Origin of the sequence: Aquibium pacificum, assembly GCF_040839445.1 — a bacterium.
GTDB lineage: Bacteria > Pseudomonadota > Alphaproteobacteria > Rhizobiales > Rhizobiaceae > Aquibium > Aquibium pacificus.
In genome coordinates this window covers 897,672-918,887 of sequence record NZ_JBDPGJ010000001.1, presented here as the reverse complement: position 1 = coordinate 918,887, position 21,216 = coordinate 897,672, and the positions used below count along the sequence as shown (strand labels likewise).

Annotated in this window: 20 protein-coding genes; 5 read left to right on the top strand and 15 right to left on the bottom strand. The window is 64.7% G+C overall.

Annotation, left to right across the window (positions count from 1 at the left end):
• Positions 1–36: 36 nt before the first annotated feature.
• The 9 genes from ABGN05_RS04470 to glyA form a co-directional block, all read right to left on the bottom strand.
• A complete protein-coding gene (locus tag ABGN05_RS04470; protein ID WP_367952772.1) occupies positions 37–1,260 on the bottom strand; it encodes an MFS transporter in 1,224 nt (407 codons plus the stop codon).
• Complete coding sequence (gene nusB / locus ABGN05_RS04465; RefSeq protein ID WP_367952771.1) at positions 1,257–1,757, bottom strand: transcription antitermination factor NusB; 501 nt, start codon at positions 1,755–1,757, stop codon at positions 1,257–1,259. Before nusB ends, ABGN05_RS04470 begins: the two co-directional genes overlap by 4 nt.
• Before the next feature lie 4 nt (positions 1,758–1,761).
• Positions 1,762–2,214, bottom strand: a complete 453-nt coding sequence (gene ribH / locus ABGN05_RS04460) for a 6,7-dimethyl-8-ribityllumazine synthase (protein WP_367952770.1) — start codon at positions 2,212–2,214, stop codon at positions 1,762–1,764.
• 90 nt (positions 2,215–2,304) lie between these two features.
• A complete protein-coding gene (locus ABGN05_RS04455; protein WP_367952769.1) occupies positions 2,305–2,922 on the bottom strand; it encodes a riboflavin synthase in 618 nt (205 codons plus the stop codon).
• The gene (gene ribD, locus ABGN05_RS04450) at positions 2,922–4,052 is read right to left on the bottom strand and encodes a bifunctional diaminohydroxyphosphoribosylaminopyrimidine deaminase/5-amino-6-(5-phosphoribosylamino)uracil reductase RibD (protein ID WP_367952768.1); all 1,131 of its coding nucleotides are present in this window, start codon (positions 4,050–4,052) and stop codon (positions 2,922–2,924) included. Before ribD ends, ABGN05_RS04455 begins: the two co-directional genes overlap by 1 nt.
• A 4-nt stretch (positions 4,053–4,056) precedes the next feature.
• Positions 4,057–4,530 carry a transcriptional regulator NrdR gene (gene nrdR / locus ABGN05_RS04445; RefSeq protein ID WP_367952767.1) on the bottom strand — a complete coding sequence of 158 codons (474 nt, stop codon included), beginning with the start codon at positions 4,528–4,530 and terminating at the stop codon, positions 4,057–4,059.
• A gap of 153 nt (positions 4,531–4,683) precedes the next feature.
• The gene (locus ABGN05_RS04440; RefSeq protein ID WP_367952766.1) at positions 4,684–5,562 is read right to left on the bottom strand and encodes a serine/threonine-protein kinase; all 879 of its coding nucleotides are present in this window, start codon (positions 5,560–5,562) and stop codon (positions 4,684–4,686) included.
• A gap of 326 nt (positions 5,563–5,888) precedes the next feature.
• A complete protein-coding gene (locus tag ABGN05_RS04435) occupies positions 5,889–7,463 on the bottom strand; it encodes a GmrSD restriction endonuclease domain-containing protein (protein ID WP_367952765.1) in 1,575 nt (524 codons plus the stop codon).
• A gap of 373 nt (positions 7,464–7,836) precedes the next feature.
• On the bottom strand, positions 7,837–9,150 hold the full coding sequence (gene glyA, locus ABGN05_RS04430; RefSeq protein ID WP_367952764.1) for a serine hydroxymethyltransferase: 1,314 nt from the start codon (positions 9,148–9,150) through the stop codon (positions 7,837–7,839).
• 202 nt (positions 9,151–9,352) lie between these two features.
• Here glyA and ABGN05_RS04425 point away from each other — a divergent pair, with 202 nt between their 5' ends.
• Complete coding sequence (locus tag ABGN05_RS04425; RefSeq protein WP_367952763.1) at positions 9,353–11,125, top strand: adenylate/guanylate cyclase domain-containing protein; 1,773 nt, start codon at positions 9,353–9,355, stop codon at positions 11,123–11,125.
• Between the two features lie 101 nt (positions 11,126–11,226).
• On the opposite strand, the gene ABGN05_RS04420 is transcribed toward ABGN05_RS04425, so the two are convergent.
• Positions 11,227–12,927: an adenylate/guanylate cyclase domain-containing protein gene (locus tag ABGN05_RS04420; protein WP_367953151.1), complete on the bottom strand. Its 1,701-nt coding sequence runs from the start codon at positions 12,925–12,927 to the stop codon at positions 11,227–11,229.
• Positions 12,928–13,027: 100 nt separating this feature from the next.
• Positions 13,028–13,327, bottom strand: coding sequence for a hypothetical protein (locus ABGN05_RS04415; protein WP_367952762.1), 300 nt, complete (start codon positions 13,325–13,327; stop codon positions 13,028–13,030).
• A gap of 299 nt (positions 13,328–13,626) precedes the next feature.
• Between ABGN05_RS04415 and ABGN05_RS04410 the strand changes: the two genes are divergently transcribed.
• Complete coding sequence (locus ABGN05_RS04410; protein ID WP_367952761.1) at positions 13,627–14,409, top strand: YcaO-like family protein; 783 nt, start codon at positions 13,627–13,629, stop codon at positions 14,407–14,409.
• Positions 14,410–14,481: 72 nt separating this feature from the next.
• Here the strand turns inward: ABGN05_RS04410 and ABGN05_RS04405 are convergent, their stop codons facing one another.
• The 4 genes from ABGN05_RS04405 to ABGN05_RS04390 form a co-directional block, all read right to left on the bottom strand.
• Positions 14,482–15,735, bottom strand: coding sequence for a L,D-transpeptidase family protein (locus tag ABGN05_RS04405; RefSeq protein ID WP_367952760.1), 1,254 nt, complete (start codon positions 15,733–15,735; stop codon positions 14,482–14,484).
• A 286-nt stretch (positions 15,736–16,021) separates the two neighbouring features.
• Positions 16,022–16,537, bottom strand: a complete 516-nt coding sequence (gene ldtR / locus ABGN05_RS04400; RefSeq protein WP_367952759.1) for a transcriptional regulator LdtR — start codon at positions 16,535–16,537, stop codon at positions 16,022–16,024.
• A gap of 144 nt (positions 16,538–16,681) precedes the next feature.
• Positions 16,682–17,101, bottom strand: coding sequence for a DUF6163 family protein (locus ABGN05_RS04395; protein WP_367952758.1), 420 nt, complete (start codon positions 17,099–17,101; stop codon positions 16,682–16,684).
• Complete coding sequence (locus tag ABGN05_RS04390; protein WP_367952757.1) at positions 17,101–18,147, bottom strand: enoyl-CoA hydratase/isomerase family protein; 1,047 nt, start codon at positions 18,145–18,147, stop codon at positions 17,101–17,103. The genes ABGN05_RS04395 and ABGN05_RS04390 overlap by 1 nt, the downstream gene beginning before the upstream one ends.
• A gap of 137 nt (positions 18,148–18,284) precedes the next feature.
• On the opposite strand from ABGN05_RS04390, the gene hemB reads away from it, so the two are divergent.
• From hemB to ABGN05_RS04375, 3 genes are all read left to right on the top strand, one after another.
• Positions 18,285–19,316 (top strand): porphobilinogen synthase, encoded by a 1,032-nt coding sequence (gene hemB / locus ABGN05_RS04385; protein WP_367952756.1) that lies wholly within the window; start codon positions 18,285–18,287, stop codon positions 19,314–19,316.
• Positions 19,317–19,357: 41 nt separating this feature from the next.
• The gene (locus tag ABGN05_RS04380; RefSeq protein ID WP_367952755.1) at positions 19,358–20,497 is read left to right on the top strand and encodes a serine hydrolase domain-containing protein; all 1,140 of its coding nucleotides are present in this window, start codon (positions 19,358–19,360) and stop codon (positions 20,495–20,497) included.
• 150 nt (positions 20,498–20,647) lie between these two features.
• Positions 20,648–21,160: a FecR domain-containing protein gene (locus tag ABGN05_RS04375; protein ID WP_367952754.1), complete on the top strand. Its 513-nt coding sequence runs from the start codon at positions 20,648–20,650 to the stop codon at positions 21,158–21,160.
• Positions 21,161–21,216: the final 56 nt, after the last annotated feature.

The window sequence follows — 21,216 nt, the reverse complement described above, 5'->3', positions numbered from 1 at the left end:
TTGCCCCGCTTTCGCCACGAAGCCGGAGCGCGCCGCTCAGGCGCGGCTTTCGACCCTGCGGCCGGCGGCGAGCTTCAGCCAGCCGAGCGCGACCAGGCACAGGAAGGCGACCGGGAAGATGACCCAGTTCAGCATGTCCCATCCCCAGTGATTGTAGACCTGCCCCGACATCAGCGACCCGAACGCAACGGAGCCGAAGAGCAGGAAGTCGTGAATGCCCGAGATCTTGCCCTTCTCGGATTCGCGATAGCATTCCGAGACCATGGCCGTCGCGCCGATGAAGCCGAAGTTCCAGCCGATGCCGAGCAGGATCAGCGCCGTCCAGAATTGCCACAGCGCGATGCCCGAAAGCGCGACGAGGCCGCAGCCGATGAGAAGCAGCAGACCTGCCGCCACGACGGTCTCCTTGCCGAAGCGGGCGATCAGGCGCCCGGTGAAGAAGCTCGGCGCGAACATCGCCATGACGTGCCATGAGATGCCGAGTGCTGCCTCGTCCGGCGTGAAGCCGCAGCCCACCATGGCCAGCGGCGCGCCAGTCATGACGAAGCTCATCAGGGCATAGGAGCCGATGGCGCACAGGAGCGCCACGACGAAGCGGGGCTGGGAGAGGATTTCGCCGAGCGGCCGCGCCGGCTCCGCGCCGGCCAGCACGGGCCTGGGCTGCTTGTCGTGCAGGCGCAGAAAGGAAAGGATGACGGCACCGATCGCCGCCAGGCCGATGATCGCGGCGAACGAGCCCGCGAACATCACCGGGGCGAAGAGTTCACGCGAGAAGATCACCACCTGCGGCCCGACGATCGCCATGGCGACGCCGCCGGTGAGCACCGTCGATATCGCGCGGGCCTTGTAGATCGAAGGCGCATTGTCGGCCGCCGCGAACCGGTACTGCTGCACAGAGGCGCCGCCGAAACCGATGACCAGCAGCCCGGCGGCGAAGAGCCAGAACTCCCCGCGGAACAGGCCGAGCGTGGCGATCGCGCCGCCCATGGCGGTCGCGAGCGTGCCGGAGACGAAGGCGTTGCGCTGCCCCACGTTGCGGACCAATGCCGCGAGCGGCAGCGCGCCGAGCGCGACGCCGATGTTGTAGGCCGTGATCGGAGCGGTGGCGAGCGACTTGTCGGCGTCAAGCAAGTAGTATCCGGCCAGTCCGCCGGTCGATATGGAGATCGGCGCCGCGGAACCCACGATGGCGCTGGCGCAGGCGAGGATGATCGCGGTGCGCCGCGCCTCCTTCTGTTGCGTCTCCAGTGGCGCCGTCACCGGGCGTCCTGGCCCCGGCCTTCGCCGCGGATGCGCCGTGCCACGCGGTCGAGCACGGCGTTGACCAGCCGCGGTTCCTCCTCCTCGTAGAAGGCCTTGGCGATATCCACATATTCGGACACGATCACCGCCACGGGCACGTCGCGTCGCTCCATGAGTTCGTAGACGCCGGCGCGCATGATTGCACGCAACGTCGAGTCCAGGCGCGACAGCGGCCAGTCCTCGGTGAGCGCATCGTGGATGACGGGATCGACCACCTTCTGGTTCTGCACCACGCCCGCGAGGATCGACCGGAACCACTGGGCGTCGGCCTCGCGATAGACCGCGCCGTCGATTTCCTTTCCGAGCCGGAAGGATTCGTACTCGGCGGTGATCTCGAGCAGCCCGCTGCCGGCCACGTCCATCTGGTAGAGCGCCTGCACTGCGGCCAGGCGCGCGGCCCCGCGCTTGTTGGCCTGCCGGGGCACTCGATCCTCGCCGGAGGTCGCCTGCTTCACCGGATCAGGCTCCGAGTTGCCCGCGAATGGCGATCATGGTCAGCGCGGCGCGTGCCGCGAAGCCACCCTTGTCGCCTTCGGTCTTGCGGGCGCGCGCCCAGGCCTGGGCCTCGTTCTCGACGGTGATGATGCCGTTGCCGATCGCCAGCGCCTCGTCGACCGCAAGGTTCATCAGCGCACGCGCCGATTCATTGGCGACGATATCGAAATGATGCGTCTCGCCGCGGATCACGCAGCCGAGCGCGACGAAGCCGTCATACTCGGTGCCGTCGTCCTCGGCGTCGAGCGCGAAGGCGATGACCGCCGGCACCTCGAGCGCGCCGGGCGCGGTGATGACGTCATAGGTCGCGCCCGCTTCGTCCAGCGCGGCCTTGGCGCCTTCCAGCAGGGCATCCGCCAGTCCGTCATAGTAACGGGCCTCCACGATGAGGAGGTGGGGTTTTGAGGACGAGGCCATGGGTATCTCCGAATGAGCCGGTCACTTAGGCCGATCGGCGCGGGACGGCAAGGCGCAGTTTGACGCGACGCGGGCTTTCTTGCCGGTCTTCTACAGTCCCTGTGTGGCGGCATCGGCCAGACGCGCCGCGTAGCGCGCCATGGTGTCGATCTCGAGATTTACCTCGTCACCCTCAGATCGCTCGCCCCAAGTGGTCACGGAAAGCGAGTGCTGGATCAGAAGCACGTCGAAACGGCGTCCCTCGACCTTGTTCACCGTCAGCGACGTACCGTCCAGCGCCACGGAGCCCTTCGGCGCGATGAATCTGGCGAGTTCCCTCGGCGCTTCGAGCGTGAAGCGCACCGCGTCGCCCTCTTCCTCGCGCGCGACGATCCTGGCGGTCCCGTCGGCGTGGCCGGACACGATGTGGCCGCCGAGCTCGTCGCCGACCTTGAGCGCCCGTTCCAGGTTGATGCGGGTTCCCTTGTCCCAGTTCCGCGCGGTGGTCAGGCGCAGCGCCTCCTCCCACGCCTCGACCTCGAACCAGCGGGCATTGGAGCCAGCCTCGGGCAGCGCGACTACGGTGAGGCAGACGCCCGCGCAGGCGATCGATGCGCCGATGTCGATGCCGGCGGGATCGTAGGACGTCTCGACGCGCAGCCGCACGCCCTCGTTGAGCGGCCGCACGTCGGCGACGGTCCCCACGTCGGAAATGATCCCGGTGAACATCAGGAACTCCTCTCGTATTCGACCAGCCGGTCCTCGCCGAAACGGCTTTCCGCCGATCTGCGGAATTCCGCGGGCACGGTCGCCTCGTCGACCGGTGAGGCTATCCCGCCCTCGCCCACCGTCGCGGCCCCCGCGAACAGCACGAGCCTGTCCACGAGACCGCCTTCAAGGAAGCGCCGGGCGGTCTCCGCGCCGCCTTCGAGGAAGACGCTCTTGATCCCGAGCACACCCAGCATGCGCAGGATCTCGCGCGGCTCCATGCGGCCGCGATAGTCGGATGCGACGACGTGAACGCCGGCGCCCTTGCGCCGCAAAAGGTCGAGCGACCGGCGCGGTGCCTTCTCCGTCGTCATCACGAGCGTGCTCTCCGGCCTGTCAGAAAACATCCGCGCCGAGGCCGGTAGGCGCGCCAGGGGATCGACGACGACGCGCCGCGGCGACCTGTGCTCCAGCCCCGGCAGCCGCACGGTGAGCAGGGGATCGTCTTCGATGGCGGTGCCGACGCCAACCATCACCGCCTCGTGCGCCAGCCGCATGGTCTGGACGGCGTTGCGGGCGAGCGGGCCGGTGATGGCGACCTGCCCCTTGCCCTTGCGGCCCAGCATGCCGTCGGCAGAAACCGCGAGCTTGAGCGTCAGGAACGGGCGTCCCCTGGCCTTCAGTGACAGGAACCCCGCCATCGCGCGGCGGGCCTCGGTCTCCATGCAGCCGGTGACGACCTCGATCCCGGCCTTGCGTAGGATCGCAACGCCGCGCCCGGTCACGCGGGGATCGGGGTCGAGCGTCGCGATCACGACGCGCGCCACGCCGGCCGACACGAGCGCATCGGCGCAGGGCGGCGCGCGGCCGATGTGGGAGCACGGCTCCAGCGTAGCATACGCGGTGGCGCCGCGCGCCGCCTCGCCGGCTTGCGCCAGCGCCTGGAGTTCCGCGTGCGGCCTGCCGCCGGGAGCGGTCACCCCGCGCCCGACGATCACCGGGCCGCCCTCGCCGGTCCGCACCACGAGCGCTCCCACCGAGGGGTTCTCGGCCGTCAGGCCGAGGTGGCGAAGGGACAGGCGGATCGCCGCCGCCATGAAACGGCGGTCGGTTTCCTCCTGCGGCTGCTGTCCCGGAAAATGGGTTGTCATCGGCCTACTGCGCGTCGCCGTCGCGGCCCTCGCCGCCGAGTTCGCCCAGAAGCTCCTGGAAGTCGCGGGCCTCGCGGAAATTCCGGTAGACCGAGGCGAAGCGGACATAGGCGACGTCGTCGAGCGATTTCAGGGCTTCCATGACCAGCCGGCCGACCTCGCTTGAGGCGACCTCGGCTTCGCCCGAGCTCTCCAGCTGGCGCACGATGCCGGAGACCGCGCGGTCGATGCGCGCCGGCTCGACGTTGCGCTTGCGCAGCGCGATGTCGAAGGAGCGCTGCAGCTTGTCGCGGTCGAACGGCGCCTTGCGGCCGGACTTCTTGACCACGACGAGTTCGCGCAGCTGCACCCGCTCGAAGGTGGTGAACCGGCCGCCGCAATCCGGACAGACCCGGCGCCGGCGGATGGCGGCTCCCTCCTCGGCGGGACGGGAATCCTTCACCTGCGTGTCTTCGGACTGACAGTAGGGGCAGCGCATTCACAAAACCTCGTGGACCGCGGGAGGCTTACGAGATTTTGTCGGGACAGGGAAGCGCGCGGGCGACGTCATGTCCCGCGCATACGGCATCAACCCCCGGCCGCGTCGCGATCGCGAGGAATTGGCGGATTCTTTGCGGTCGCGCCGCCCGCTCTACGAGGTGTCGGGCAGCGCCTCGTGGGCGAAATGGTTCAGGTCGCGCAGGATCTCGTGGATCTCGTGTCTGGGCCGGCGGCTTGCCGCGCAAAACTGGCCGGGCGGACGGCCGACGCGCAGCGGCGAGATGCGGGATTTTTGCCCACGCGCCCGGGCGCGGGCGCGCAGCGCCTGCAGGCGGACGAAGCGCCGGGCCTGGCGCGGCAGGTCGTCGAGTGCCGCGGCCACCGCCCTGAGCCGCAGCACCAGCCGCGTCGCGTCGAGCGGATCGTCGGGCGTGGGCGGCGGCGGCAGGCGGTGCGGCACCGCGCCCTCGAAGGAGAGGATTCTCGGGGCGGCATGCGGCAGCACGGTGCGCGGGCGCGCAGCGCCGGGATTGCGCAGCCGGTCGACGAGCGGCAGCGCAATCGCGGTGGGCGCACGGCGCACGGCAGGCACCGCGCGCCGGGGCGCGGGAACGGCCGACGGCGGGAGCACGACGGCGATGCCGAGGCTGCGCAGGACGGCGACCGCGGCATTGTCCTTCCGCCCGCCGGTGTGCCGCGCCGGCCGCGCGGGATCGGACGCCGGAGGCGTCTCGGGAAGCGTCCTGGCCGCCACGACGATCAGTCGCCGGGCGGCGGATTCGGCCGGCCGCAGCAGGCGCAGCACGGCGCGGTGGAGCCGGCGGGGAAGAGTTGGGCGGCCTTCCGGCCGGCTGCCCGCCGGGTCCCCGCTGCCTCCGGCAGCGTCCCGGCCTTCTCCGCCTGTTGCCGTGCCACCGGCGCTTTGCGCCTCCGGCGCAAACCGGCAGTCGAAGCCGCTCATGGCGACGAGCGCGGCGAGCACGCGCCGCAGTGCCGCCCCGTTCCGCTCAATCACCACCTGCCAGTCCATCGCCGCCTTCCGTTGGTTTGGGCGGGGGGAGTATGGGGCGGGGTTTTGGGGGTGTGGATGGAAAAGCGGCAGTCGGGAGTGGGCAGTCGGCAGTCGGGCGAGGAAAATCAGTGGGTTGTGGGGGGTGAAGAGGACGTCGAAGGGCGTGAGCTTGTCCACGCTTGAAGGCGCAATTTTCCGAACTTCAACTATTCGTCTCTTGAGTCCTCCGTATCGGCGCAAGCGATCAAGTCCGCCCGGAATCTTCTGCCATTTAGCGCTGCGTAGTAGCGACATGGGAACTCAGTATGGCAGTGTTACGGCACTCGCTTCCTACAGCCGCACGTCTATAAGCCCGCCAACGAGTTCGCAAACCCGGCGATCATAACCGCCCTGCCTTGGAGAAAATCGTCATAAGACAAAGATGCAAAATTCTTGGGTATAATGTTGGTCGATAATATCTCGGATTCTTTTCCCTTAGTCATCATATTCACATATGCACTCGGCTCTTTATCTTTAATCCGATTATTGTCGCTTTTTGACAGAAAACATATGTTCGCGATGGCGTTTATTTTTTCATTCTCAAATCCCGTCTTCTTCAAGTGGGCCCTTGGAAAAATATGATGAAACTCGTTCTTGTTAGCCTTTTGGAGAACGGCCGCTAGATCAATCTTCGCTCCTGAAAGTAAGCTTACCGGGCTTTTCTGTGACAATAGATTGATCAGTATCTTTGAGTTAACATTCCCGATCGTAAATCGGTTATCTATGAAGAACTCAGCCTCTATGGGGCGAACCGCTCTAAGTATCTCGGGTTCATGTCCGGTTTTAATCGAATTCATCAGCGCAATGTCCGCGGCATGTGCACGCCCGACGCCGGATGAGTAGCGGCGCGAAAGACAGGAGCGCCAGTACCATCTAACCATCGCTTCACGCTGCTTATCGCTGGGATGGACGCCGCTTACCGCCGAAGTCGCGAAAAACGCAGAGAGGGGCACAAGCATTGCAGGATACGGCATCAGCGACAAGCTCTCGACTAACAGCTGCTTTTTTAGAAAGTCGATTGCGCCCAAAATTCCGCGTTTTATCTCATCAAAGCGGTCGCGCACGGTCGGGCCGTGAAGACTTACAACATCTTTGAGTTGAGCGTCACCTTTTACAACAGCCGCGAAGCATTTCATCATCAAATTTGGATCTGATGACAAGTCGTAGAAGCCGAATGGCTCAAGTTCTGACGCGAGTTCAGAAATGGATTCGTTCAGATCGAATTCGCTACTCCATGTCCAAGCTGAGAGCAATTGGAACGCATCCAATCGAATACCAGCTCTATTAACTCTCTCGAATATTATTGCAATCTCATCTTTGTTATCGAACTCGATAACGTCAAGATTAATCTGGAATTCTTGAAATCGGCGCTGGAGTTCAACTACTTTGTTCTTTTCTTCCGGAGACAGGCCATTTGCGATTTCGAAAAATCGCGCAGTGTCGAAAACAGCTCTGAGAGGAAAATATCGGTGGGGATCCGAACCAGGCTCGAAGATTGAGACGAATTGATCCTCCAGTGCCCCTTCGGGTGCTTGCAAATCGAAGAAAATATCGAACGCTTCTGTCGAACTATTAGGCGCAAGAACGGTTTGAAAAACACTGAATATCGACGTCAGCCTTTGCTGACCATCAAGCACATAGTCGATGGGATATTCTTTTTCGGGCTTCGGAAGCGAATATGGACCTAGATCACGTTCTTTTTCTAACGAATCTCGCGTGCGCCAGAGGAGGATATTCCCGATCGGATAGTTACGATATATGCTGTCCATCAAAAAAGAGATATTATCTGTTGTCCAGACAAAACCACGCTGGAATGCAGGGATTCTGATGGTACCGCTCAATATTCTTTCTATTGAAGTACGAATCGCCACTGTAGCCATTCAGAAGCCCTCCTCCCATCTGATCCGAATCAAAGTATTTCTAAGCAACTACCGTTATCTTGGTGGATCGGGAAGCGGAAATGGCTCGAGAGACGCACTCCTTCCATTGTAGAGGAAATAAATCCACAACGGAACAACCCGGCAGCGATTGACGTTGCCGAGGGCAGATTTCCAAAGTGCCCCTCCCCCGGGTGGGACCCGCTGCCTGCGGCACCTCCCACCCGTTCGAGGCCTGCCGTCATGCCACTGGCATGACGGCTTCGTCCTCGGCGAACCTGCACCCCCTCCACCACGCTTCGCGTGGTCCATGCCGGGGCGAGCCGCTTGTCTCGCCCGTCCTTTGGACCCCCCGTGAAACGGGGGAGGATAGGCCTCACCCCATGAATGGATAAAGCGGGAACCGGTCCGTCAGCGCGATGACCTTCTTCTTCACCGTCTCCTCGACCGCGGCGTTGCCCTCGTCGGAGTTGGCGGCCTTGAGGCCGTCCAACACCTCGGCGATCAGCTTGCCGATCTCGCGGAATTCGGCCTGGCCGAAGCCGCGCGTGGTGCCGGCCGGGGTGCCGAGGCGCACGCCGGAGGTGACGAAGGGCTTTTCGGGGTCGAAGGGGATGCCGTTCTTGTTGCAGGTGATGTTGGCGCGGCCGAGTGCGGCCTCGGCGCGCTTGCCCGTGGCGTTTTTGGGCCTGAGGTCGACCAGCATCGAATGGTTGTCGGTGCCGCCGGAGACGATTTCGAGGCCGGTCTCCTGCAGGCTCGCGGCCAGCGCGCGGGCATTGGCCACGACCTCGTGCGCGTAGGCCTTGAAGTCGGGGCGCAGCGCCTCGCCGAAGGCCACCGCCTTGGCGGCGATGACGTGCATGAGCGGGCCGCCCTGCAGGCCCGGGAAGACGGCCGAATTGACCTTCTTGGCGATCTCCTCGTCGTTGGTGAGGATCATGCCGCCGCGGGGCCCGCGCAGCGACTTGTGCGTGGTCGTGGTGACGACGTGCGCATGCGGCAGCGGCGAGGGATGCGCGCCGCCGGCAACGAGGCCGGCGATGTGGGCCATGTCGACCATGAGATACGCGCCGACCGCGTCGGCGATCTGGCGGAAGCGCTGCCAGTCCCAGATGCGCGAATAGGCCGTGCCGCCGGCGATGATCAGCTTCGGCTTGTGCTCGTTGGCCAGCCGCTCGACCTCGTCCATGTCGAGGCGATGGTCCTCGCGGCGCACGCCGTAGGAGATGACGTTGAACCACTTGCCCGACATGTTGACCGGCGAGCCGTGGGTCAGGTGGCCGCCGGAGTTCAGGTCGAGGCCCATGAAGGTGTCGCCGGGCTGGAGCAGCGCCAGGAAGACGGCCTGGTTCATCTGGCTGCCGGAATTGGGCTGGACGTTGGCGAAGCCGCAGTCGAACAGCTTTTTGGCGCGCTCGATGGCGAGGCTCTCGGCGATGTCGACGAACTGGCAGCCGCCGTAGTAGCGCTTACCGGGATAGCCCTCGGCGTACTTGTTGGTCATGATCGACCCTTGCGCCTCGAGCACGGCGCGGGAGACGATGTTTTCCGAGGCGATCAGCTCGATCTCATGGCGCTGGCGGCCGAGTTCCTTGCCGATTGCGCCGAAGATCTCGGGATCGACCTGTTCGAGCGGCAGGTTGAAACGGTTCTCATCGATCGATTTGGCGGCGGTGGCTATGGCCATGGCAATCTTCCTTGGGAGGGAAATGTGCGTATGCGGCGCGCATTAACACATCTCCACCGGGGTCGCCACGCAACGCGGAACGAAAATTGATGGCCGGATTGCGCCGGCACGGCGTTCGCCAGTCCTCACGCCGGACTCACCCTCTGGTGCGTTCTGTCCGGGCGATCTCTGTGCTATACTGCGAAACTGGTTGGAGCAGCACATGGAACACAGGCTCGCCGCCGTGCTTGCAGCCGACATGGTCGGCTACTCGCGGTTGATGGAAGCCGACGAGCGTGGCACGCTGGAGCGGCTGCGCACGCACCGGATCGAACTGATCGATCCGTCGATCGCCAAGAACCAGGGCCGCATCATCAAGACCACCGGCGACGGAATGCTGGTCGAGTTCCAGAGCGTCGCGGATGCCGTGCGCTGTGCCGTCGAGGTCCAGGAGAGGATGCGCCGCCGCAACGCCGACGTGCCGGAGGACAGGCGCATCCAGTTCCGCGTCGGCATCAACCTCGGCGACATCATCTTCGACGACGGCGACATCTACGGCGACGGCGTCAACGTCGCGGCCCGGCTCGAGCAGCTCGCCGAAACCGGCGGCATCTGCGTGACGCAGGCCGTCTACGACCAGGTCAACGATCGCGTCGGCGTCGCCTTCGAGAATCTCGGCCTGAAATCGTTCAAGAACATGTCGAGACAGCTGCAGGTCTGGCGCGTGGTGCTCGACAGCCGCGCCCCGGCGGACGGAGCAGGCAGGGCCGCGGAACCGAAGCCGGTGGTCAAGCCGGCCATCGCGGTGATGCCCTTCGCGAACATGAGCGGCGACCCCGAGCAGGAATTCTTCGTCGACGGACTGACCGAGGACATCCTCACCGAGCTGTCGCGCCACCACGAGCTCTTCGTCATCTCGCGCAACTCGACCTTCGTCTACAAGGGCCAGTCCGCCAACCTGCGCGAGGTCGCCCAGAAGCTTGGCGCCCAGTACATAGTGGAAGGCAGCGTCAGGAAGGCCGGCGGCAACGTGAGGATCACCGTCCAGCTCATCGACACGACCAACGACGCCCACATCTGGGCGGAGAAATACGACCGCAAGCTCGACGACATCTTCGCCATTCAGGACGAGGTGACGGCGGCGATCGTCGCCACCCTGCCCGGGCGCGTCGAGGCTGCCCAGCGCGACCTGATCGCGCGCAAGACGCCGGCCAATCTCGCCGCCTACGAATGCGTGCTCGCCGCCAAGGTGCTCCACCACCGCAGCGGCCGCGACGACAACACCGAGGCGCAGAAGCTGATCGACCGGGCGATCACGCTCGACCCGGACTACGCGCACGCCCGCGCCTGGCGCGGCTGCATCCTCGGTCAGGCCTGGGTCTATGGCTGGTGCGAGAACAGGGACGCGGTCTTCGACGAGGTGGTGGTCGAGCTGGAGACGGCGCTAAAGCTTGACGACAACGATGCCGACGTCCACCGCATCCTCGCAGCCATCAACGTCAGCCGCAACGACCTGACCCGCGCCCGCTACCATCAGGAGCGCGCGCTCGCGCTCAATCCCAACTACGACCTCGTCGTCGTGCAGCAGGGCGAACTACTCACCTGGCTCGGGCGGCCCGAAGAAGGGGTCGAGTGGATAACGAAGGCCATGCGGCTCAACCCGCATCATCCCGAGCGGTTCTGGAGCCATCTCGGCAAGGCCTATTTCAACGCCCGGCGCTACGGCGAGGCGATCGAGGCCTTCATGCATCTTTCGGCGATGGACGCCGTTCAGCACGCCTTCGTCTCGGCGGCCTACGCCTGGATGGGCGACCACACGGCGGCTTCCGCGCACGGCGCCCGCATCCGGGAGATCGACCCGAACTTCTCGTACGACACCTTCGTGCCGACCCTCCACTATGCCCGGCCCGAAGACACGGAGCATCTGATCGACGGGCTGGAGCGGGTGCTGCAACCGCCCGCCCGCGTGCCGGCCGCCGCCGCGGGCGCCGCCTGACATCCGGCTCACCCCTGTCCGGCTGCGCAACCGCGATGACCTGAAGGACTTGAAGGAGCAATGCGCTGGCACGGTCACGCCGTTCCCGCAGGCGATCCGGTCTACTGTGCGGCGAGCATCAGATCGGCCATGAAACGGTCCGCGTCGGCCGGATTGAAATGAAGGTTGCGCGCAATCCAGTTCCGCGGCGCAAATCCCGGCTCGATCAGCAGCAGCGACTGATATACCGCCCTGGCTTGCTCGATCCGCCCTTGCCGCACGAGGGCGACAACCAGCCCGATATAGGCTCGCGCGTAGTCCTCGTCCGACGCGATGACCGTCTCGAACACCTTCTGCGCTTCCGGGCAGTCGCCGGTCCAGAGCAGTGCGAGCCCCAGATTCCCACGCACCCATGAGCTCGGCTGCGGGAAGAGCTCCAGCGCCCTGCGGTTCTGCCGCACGGCACCTGCCGCATCGCCCTGCATCCACAGCATGTCGGCGTAATACGCGACCAGCTCTCCGTTGCGGGGAGCAAGGTGAACCGCCCGCGCCATCGTGGCGACCGACTGCTCGAGCCTTCCCTGGGCCCGCTCGACATAGGCCAGAAGCGCGATTGCATAGGGATCCTGCGGGTCCATTCGTCTGGCCAGTTCAGCCAAACGGAAAGCCTTCTCCAGGTCGTCCTCGTGGTCGGAGGCCCATCCGAGTCGAACCGCATCGAGGTGGCTGAACCCGGTCGCGACGACCGCCGGCACGAATTCGGGGTCCAGCGACATGGCGCGACCGAAATGCTCCCGCGCCTTCAGGTTGCCGTCGCTCGTATAGCGTGCCTCGCACATACGCCCGCGATGGAATTCCTCCCAGGCTGCCATCGAGGTGGACTGCGTCGACCAGAGGCGCGCGGCTTCGCCGTCGGTAAGCTTCAATTGCAGCGCATTCGTCACCGCGATTACGATCCGCTCCTGCGCATCGTAGCTTGCGTCGTTGCCGAAATCGAAACGGTCCGACCAGATGGCGTCGCCAGTGGAGAGGTCGGTCAGGTGGCAGGTGATCCTCAGACGGTCGCCGTTGCGGACCTGGCCGGTGATTTCGTAGCCGTCCCGCCTTTCGGAAGAATTGGAGGTCGAACTGACGCGGAAGACGTCCGAGAAGACGCCGAAGGTCGTCACGAGTTCTTCCATCAGTCCATCGGCGAAGACCAGCGCCCGCTCGGCCTTGCCAGCGGCACGGAACGGTCTGATGAAGATCCGCGGACGTTTCTCGATGCGCCTGCTGGGTCGTTTGTGTTCGTCGGTCCCCCCGGTGCCGGCCCGCAACGGTACCGCCGGCCCATCGGGAGAGAGGCCGGAGCCCTTCACTTCGAAGGCGTGGATGGGCTCTTCGACGTTCTTGAGCTGCAACTGGCCAATGTCGTCCACCGGAAGGCGCAGTCGCCCCGGCAGGCTCTGGCGAAACGCCTGCGACATGACGATACCGCCGATCGGAGCACACTGCTGAAGGCGCGAGGCGATGTTGATGGCCACCCCCAGGTATTCACCCTCCTGCTCGAAGACGTCGCCCACATGCAGTCCGACGCGGAATCGCAGCGGGACCGAAATTCCTGCCTGATCCGCCTCCTTGAGGAATTCCATCGCCGATTCGAGGGCATCGCCGGCCGCGGCGAATATGGCGAGCAGAAAGTCTCCCGGAAACCCTGCGTCCTCGCCGCCATGGCGCCGAATGATCTCGCGCATACGAGCTCTGGACCTGTTCAGGCTGGTGATCGTGCCCATAGGGTCTTCAGGCATGAGACGGGAATAGCTCGCCGCGTCCGCGACAAGCACGGCCCGCAACACCCCTTTCCGCGGAACGGCGCCGCGGCTCGTCTTCGATGTCTTCTCGGTTTTCAACATCAGCGCGAGCCCGGTCGAAAACCGGCGCGCGCTAGCGACCGCAACCTCTGACGACAATGTGCCCCATCGCTTCATTGGCGAAGTTGTTGTCGGAGTAGGTCGCGTCCGGAAGGTAGGGGATGACTATGTGGATTTGATCCGGGGTGTCATAGAGAACCTCGACGCTCCCCGCGAAGGTCGGATCGATCAGTTCCTTTATCCTCGCTTCGAAGGCTCTTTTTTCTGCATCGTCGAGTTTGCCCCCGTTCTTTCCGGCCGCTTCCGCGGCCTCAAGCACGGCTTTGCCGATGTCTCGGTCCTCGCTCCCCGACGTCAATTTGAATCTGGCCATGATTCACGCCCTCTTTGGGTTTCAGAAGCTTGCATCTCCAACAATTGATCTTGCCACAACCCTTGACGTAGCGGAAGCTGCAGGATGTGGTTGTCGAAGATGTATACCGGACCGCAGTCGCCAACATCGGCCTCACGATCGGCGAGCCGCGCAGAGCGACGTTGCGGGCTAATTGTCCGGTCTGGACGTATGTGTGCCCCGTCGTCCTGCCAAGCGGTTGCCTGCCGCCGCCGCAAGGTCTCCGCTGTCGCATTGGTTCCGGATCGGCCTTGCGGGAACAGGCAGCCCGAATGGCTTGCGTGCTCGAGGGGATCGAAAGATACAGCATCCAGTACCACGCCGGCGATCCCTCCGAATTGGCATCGATCGGCATCTCGGGGGCCGGCAAGATCGTACTTCCGGCAAACGTTCTTCTGCTCGGCCACCCCACTCAGCAGGATGGTGTTGAAGCCGCGGACAGTCGTGGATGTTCAGTCGGTCGAGATCTTCCCGATGCAGCTCTCAGAGGCCTCCTGGAACTGGCGGAAAACGACGCGGTCGACAGATGGCTCGACGGCCAGGAACTTTTCCACCTCACAGAGGATGCGACCGCAGACGGTCGGTTCGAGTTCCTTTCCTCCTGGGCGCATCGTAGCGGATTGGCCCTGCGGATCAGCGAGCACCGGCACGTTTCGGGTGCACTGGTCTCCATCGCCGTCTGCAGCGAAAGGACGGGATCCCGGCCGGCTTTCGGCAGCGCCGCCGGCCTCGATCGGACGGAAACAACAATGCGAGCCTGCCTGGAGGCGGTCTCGACCTGGTTCAACCTGGGCGCGATCGGGCGCCGCGGACAAGAATTGGATCACCTGTCTCCGGAAGGGCAGTTCCAGGCGGAGGTGTTCCTCGGATCCGCCGTGCTGCCGCAGATCAGGGCGTCACCCACCGATATCCTTCCAAACGGGATGAGCTACTTCGATCATGCCAACGCTCCACAAACCTTCGAAAGCCTTGTCAGCGCCTGGGGAATCGAGGCTGCGGTGTTCAACCTCACGAGACCGGCAACCGGAGTGACGGCCGTCCGGGTGGTACGGCTAGACCGGTAGCGGCCGAAACCTGGCGGAAAATGCCAAAGGCCGCCCGCGAGGACGGCCTTTGCGCGATTGCGTTTGCCGGGCTCAGAGAGCCGAGGACAGCATCAGTTCCTCGACACCGTCTCGGCCGTAGATGTCGTCGCGGAAGTGGACGACGCGGTCGCCGGTCGACCAGGCCGAGATGTAGGTGAAGTAGACCGGCACCGGCGTCGACAGCGCGACGGGGGTGCTCTCGCCGGTCTTGATGGTCTGCTCGAAGCGCTGGCGATCCCAGCCGGGCGTGTCGCGCAGGAGCCAGGTCACGAGATCGCGCACGTTCTGGACGCGCACGCAGCCCGAGGAATCGAAGCGCATCAGATTGTTGAAGAGGCTCTGCTGCGGGGTGTCGTGCATATAGACGGCGTGCGGGTTCGGGAAGTTGATCTTCACCGAGGCCATGGCGTTGATCTTGCCCGGATCCTGGCGGAAGTGCAGCTTGGCCGCCTCTTCCGTGTTCCAGTCGATCGTCATGGGATCGACCTCGACGCCGCCGGGACCGAGGATGCGGATGAAGTTGTCTTTCAGGTAGTTCGGGTTCTTGCGCATCAGCGGGATGATGTCCTTGCGGACGATCGATTCTGGCGCGTTCCAGTACGGATTGACGATCACTTCGTTGATCTGGGAGTTGAGGATCGGCGTCTGGCGGTCGATCTTGCCGACGATCGCGGTGTGGCGCGACACGACGCGGCCGTTCTCCACCGCCTCGATCTGGGCGGCCGGGATGTTGACCATCACGTAGCGGTCGCCGAGGAAGCCGGACATGGAGCGCAGGCGCACCAGGTTGGTCTCGAGCTGGCCGAGCCGGACGGAGGCCGAGACGTTCATCGCGGCATAGGTGTGGGCGCCCATGACGCCGTCCTCGGGCAGGCCGTGGCGGGCCTGGAAGCGCTTGACGGCGGCGTCGACGTAGGAATCGAAGGCGGGCGAGATGCCGGCGCTTGACGACAGGTCGCCCGAGATCATCAGGCGGCGGCGCAGCATGTCCACGTCGGGGTCGACGACGCCGAGCCGGAGCTTCTTGGTGGCGGGAACCATCGGCCAGCCGCCCTGCCCCTGGATGCCCATGTACTGCGAGATCGCCTGTTCCACGTAGGACACGATCTCGGGGCTGAAGATGGGCAGATTGGTCGCCACCTTGCCGCCCTCGGAAGCGCGCGCGTCGAACTGGTCGTTCCAGCTTCCGCGCTTCGGCGAGAGGATCAGGTCGCGGATGATGTCCTGCGCATGCGCGGATCCGGCAACCGCGGTCGCGGCCATCGCACCGGCGCCGGTAAGGAAAGTACGGCGGTCTGTCTTCATGATGCCTTCAACCCTGTGGTGGTCGCGCCGCAGGCGCGTCGTCGATGCCGGAAAGATAGGTCGGGGCTGTTAACAAAGCACCAACCATGTCTCCCCTGATACGCCGCCGAGAAACCGTCGGAATGGTCGCGAAGAAATCCACGCGGCGCTTCGAAGTTCAACACCATCCGAATATGGCCGCATGAAGGCCCCAGCCGACACAAACCGGTGAGATGACGGCCAAACGGCGTCGGGGCCGGCGCATGGCACCGGCCCCGAAGACGGGATCGAAAAGCGCGGCCGCAGACTACATGCGGTAAGCGATCGTGTCGTTCCAGAACCGGTCGAGACGCAGCAGGAACTTGTTCATCTGCTTGAATTCGTCGGCGTTGATGCCGCCCACCTGCTCGATCGAGCCGATGTGCCGCTCGTAGAGGCCGGAGACGATCTCGGCGATCTCCTGGCCCTTGCCGGTGAGGCTGACGCGCACCGAGCGGCGGTCGACCCGCGAGCGCTGGTGGTTGATGAAGCCGAGGTCGACCAGCTTCTTGAGATTGTAGGAGACGTTGGAGCCGAGATAGTAGCCGCGCGTGCGCAGTTCGCCGGCCGTGAGCTCGGAATTGCCGATGTTGAACAGCAGCAGCGCCTGGACGGCATTGATGTCGGAGCGGCCGTTGCGTTCGAACTCGTCCTTGATCACGTCCAGCAGCCGGCGGTGGAGCCGCTCCACGAGCTGAAGGGATTCCAGGTAGAGCGAGCGGATCGCGTCCTTGCGGTCGTCGTGAACCGGGACGGGCTTCTGGGCCTGTCGTGCGTTGATCATGTCTGTGTGCCTCGTGTTTGACGCCGGTGATTGTTTTTTTCTCACCTTGGCCCCAACCTATCGCGGACACCTAAAATTCGACTTAAACGCCAGCCTTAACAAGGCCTTTCGGTACAATCGACTGAAGGATGCGTTAATTTTTCGTCAATCGCGCACCTGGCGCCGCTGAAAAAAGAAGGTCGCGCGGAACCCGACGTAGATCGCCGCGACGAGGATGTGGGAGGCGACGATCAGGTGCCTTTCGCCGAAAACCGGGGACATGGCCTGGAACATCACCACTTCCGTGGCAGCGCAGATGAACCAGATCACCGGCCCCCAGGACGCGGTCATCCAAAGGCCGATCCCGGCGATCGGAAACAGCGCGGCGAGGACGACGGAGGCGACCTGCCACTCAACGGGCATGGTGTCGAAGCGCCATAGTGGGCCCGGATAGAATCCGATCAGCCGTACCCAGTAGAAGACCCCGAACAGCAGGCTGTAGGCCGCCACGATCCGGAGAAAGGCCTCGAAAAGGCTGTCGATCAACGCCGGCCGCAGGACCGGGCCATCGAAATCCTCCTCCATCACACGGCCAGCTCCGAATCCCCGAGCGGCGCGAAATAGGCTTCGATCTCCGCTTCGCCAACCTCCTCGATCGTCGCAGGTTTCCAATCCGGCTTCGATCCCTTGTCGATGAGGACGGCGCGGATGCCCTCGTAGAAATCATGTCCCTTGAGCATTCGGTTGAGAATGCGGAACTCCATGCGCATGCACTCGTCCATGCTCAGCATGCCACCCGCGAGGATCTGCCGGTGCGCGACGTGGAGACTGGTCGGCGAGCGGGTGCGGATCGTCGCCAGCGCCTTGCCCGCGAATTCGTCGCCGTGCTCGCGCCCCTGCCCCAGGCTGACCAGGATGTCGCTGATGGACTCCAGCGAGAAATGCCGACCGATCGAGGACAGCGACGCGTCTTCGGTCTCGCGCGGGGGTTCGAACGCAAAGCGTTCGCAGACTTCGTCGGGATCGCCTGTCTCGGCCAGTGCCGCGACGATCGCGCCCAGATCGGCGGAATGCACCGCATGGGTGGCGATGCCGCTCCATAGCGCGTCGCCGAAACGGATGCGGTCGCCGGTAAGCCCGAGCCAGGAGCCGAAGCAGTTCTTCAGCCGCGGCAGGAAGAAGCTGCCGCCGACGTCGGGGAAGAAGCCGATGCCAACTTCCGGCATGGCGAAGACGGCGTTCTCGGTGAGGAGGCGGTGGCTGCCGTGCACCGATATGCCGACGCCGCCGCCCATCACGATGCCGTCGATCAGCGAGACATAGGGCTTCTCGAACCGGGCGATGGCCGCGTTCAGCCGATACTCGTCGGCGAAGAACTCGACGGGAAAACCGCCGGCCTTTCCCGCCTCGTAGATGCGCAGGATGTCGCCTCCGGCCGAAAAAGCGCGTCCCTCGGCCTTGACGACCACGACCGATACGGCGTCGTCGGACTGCCATTCGTCAAGCGCGCGGGTGAGCGCGAGCACCATCCGGTGCGTGATGGCGTTGAGCGCCTTGGGACGCGTCAGCGTCACGATGCCGGCAGCGCCCTGCCGCTCGAAGCGGATCTCGTCGCCTCCTCCGAAGTCCATCGAAAGCCCTTCCGTTTCAGTGGATCGAGGCTTAAGCAGGCGCTGCCGACGCGTCAATGGCACAGCCGGTTACGGCTGGCTTGCGCATTTTGTCGAGCGCCCGCGCATGATAACACTCCGCCGACGGGAGAAGAGCCATGAACAGGATGTTTCGCGACTTGAAGACGGGCCGCCGCACCGTGGACGAGATCACCGGCTCCCGCCGGCTCCGGCGCATGCGCAAGGCAGACTGGTCCCGGCGGCTGGTGCAGGAGAACCGGCTGACGGTCGACGACCTGATCTGGCCGATCTTCGTGATCGAGGGCGAAGGCCGACGAGAGCCGATCGACGCCATGCCCGGCGTCTTCCGCATGACCCTCGACGTCGCGATCAAGGAGGTCGAGAGGGCGGCGAAGCTCGGCGTGCCGGCGATTGCGACCTTCCCCAACGTCGATCGCTCGCTGCGCGACCAGACCGGCTCGGAAATCCTCAACGCCGACAACATCCTCAACCGGGCGAGCCGCGCCATCAAGGCGGCGGTGCCGGAGATCGGCATCATTACCGACGCAGCCCTCGACCCCTTCACCAGCCACGGCCACGACGGCATCCTGCGCGATGGCATCATCGTCAACGACGAGACCGTATCCCAGGTCGCACAGGCGGCCGTCCTCCAGGCGGCGGCGGGCGCCGACATCATCGCGCCCTCGGACATGATGGACGGCCGCATCGGCGCGATCCGCGACGCGCTCGACGCGAACGGCTTCCAGGACGTGGCGATCATGTCCTACGCCACCAAGTTCGCCTCGGCCTATTACGGCCCCTACCGCGAGGCGATCGGCACCGCCGGCCTGCTTAAGGGCGACAAGAAGACCTACTACATCGACCACGCCAATTCGGAGGAAGCCGTGCGCGAGGCCGAGCAGGACGTGCTCGAGGGCGCCGACATGCTGATGGTCAAGCCCGGCCTGCCCTATCTCGACATCATCCGGCGGCTGAAGGACGAACTGAGGATGCCGACCTTCGCCTACCAGGTGTCCGGAGAATACGCGATGATCAAGGCGGCCGCCGCCAACGGCTGGATCGACGGCGAGAAGGTCATGATGGAATCGCTGGCCGCCTTCAAGCGGGCGGGCTGCGACGGCATCCTCACCTATTTCGCCCCCGAGGTGGCGGAGTTGCTGAAGGGCTGACGCGACGGCGGGACGATGATTTCAAAGAGGGGCGGACGGGGATGAACGAACGACTGAAATATGCCTCCAGCCTGTTTTCGGGCGCGCGGCAGGACGACACGTTCGGCCGCGTGCACGAGATCTTCCCGGTCGCCACGATGACGGCCTCGCCGGAACCGTTCGTGTTCCCGCAGGGCGAACCGATCGAACTGCCGCAAAACTTCATGCATGAGAGCGCCGCGAAAGACACGATGGCGTTCCTGGACGAGACCGACACAGTAGCGCTGCTCGTCATCAAGGACGGCGCGATGCGGCTCGAACGCTACTGGCTCACCGGCAGCCCCACGACCACCTGGGTCTCCATGTCGGTGGCCAAGAGCTTCGTCTCGGCCGCGCTGGGCATCGCGCAGGCTGAAGGCGGGTTCGGCTCGGTGGAGGAACAGATCGTCGACCATCTGCCGGAACTGAAGGGCTCCGCCTACGACGGCGCGCGCATCAAGGACGTGCTGCAGATGTCGTCCGGCGCCCGCTGGAACGAGGACTACAGCGACCCGAATTCAGATATCAACCGCTTCGTGTCGATCTTCGCCCATGGCGGGTCATTCAACGACTTCGCCGCCACGCTGGAACGGGAGCACGCTCCGGGAACCTACAACCTCTACAACAGCACCGACACGCAAGTGCTCGGGATGCTTCTAAAAAAGGTGACCGGACGCCCGATCCGCGACTACATGGAAGAGAAGCTCTGGCATCCGCTCGGCATGGAGCACGATGCGCACTGGCTGATCGACGAGACCGGCATGGAGATGGCCTATGGCGGCCTCAACGCCACCGCGCGCGACTACGCCAAGATCGGCGAACTCTACCGCAACGGCGGCAAGTGGCGTGGCCGGCAGGTCGTGCCGGCCGAATGGGTGAACGCCTCCGTCACCGCCGACGCGCCGCATCTGAAGGCGGGCAGCACGGGGCTCGCCAACACGATCTTCAGCTACGGATACCAGTGGTGGCTTCCCTACGACGAGGGGGAATTCTCCGCTATCGGCGTCTACAACCAGTTCGTCTACGTGCATCCGGGCCGCGGGCTCGTGATCGTGAAGCTCTCGGCCAGCCGCAACTACGGCACCACGAACGACGAGACCTCCTTCCGCGAGACCGAGACGATCCACCTCTTTCGCGCCATCGGCGAGGCGCTGGAAAACTGACCGCACGGCCGCGCCGACGGTAACGGGGGACTGGCTTCCACGGCATAACCGTGTGACACTCGCGCCGACATGCTCGGTCGGGTGACGTTGGTCTCTCCGTACCTGCGAAGATCGCACTCCCCGCAGGGGCCGGGCCCAGGAGGGCTTAAGATGCGAACGGTCGGAATTTTCTGTCTCGCCACGGTCGCCGCCTTCGCGGCAGGGCCAGCCTTTGCGCAATCCGGCTGCTCGATCGAACAACTCGGTGGGACGCAACGCCACGTCGTGCGCTGCGGCACGGGCATCACCATCACCGTCGAGCCGGGCGCGCAATACACGCTGCGCGACCGCAATGGCGACGGAACCGTCGACCGGGTGAGTTTGTCCTCCAAGGCGCTGCTGCTCGAGGCGTCGGGCAACGCCGCGACCTCCGGCTTCGAGGTCGTCGCCCCGCAAGCGATCGCGGCCGTGCGCGGCACGCGCTGGGCCGTCGACGCCGAAGGGGCGGAGACGTCGGTGTTCGTCGTCGAAGGCCAGGTGGCGGTCGCCCGCCACAACGGCACGGCGCGTGTCGTGCTGGATGCCGGAGAAGGGGTAGACGTCGACGCGGGCACGGGGCCGCTGACGGTGAAGACCTGGCCGGCCAGGCGCGTCAATGCGCTGCTTGCCCGTTTCGGCCTCTAGTACGCGGCGCTTCCGGTGACGGGGCGGACGGCGCAGCTGGTCGTTGCGCTGGTCCT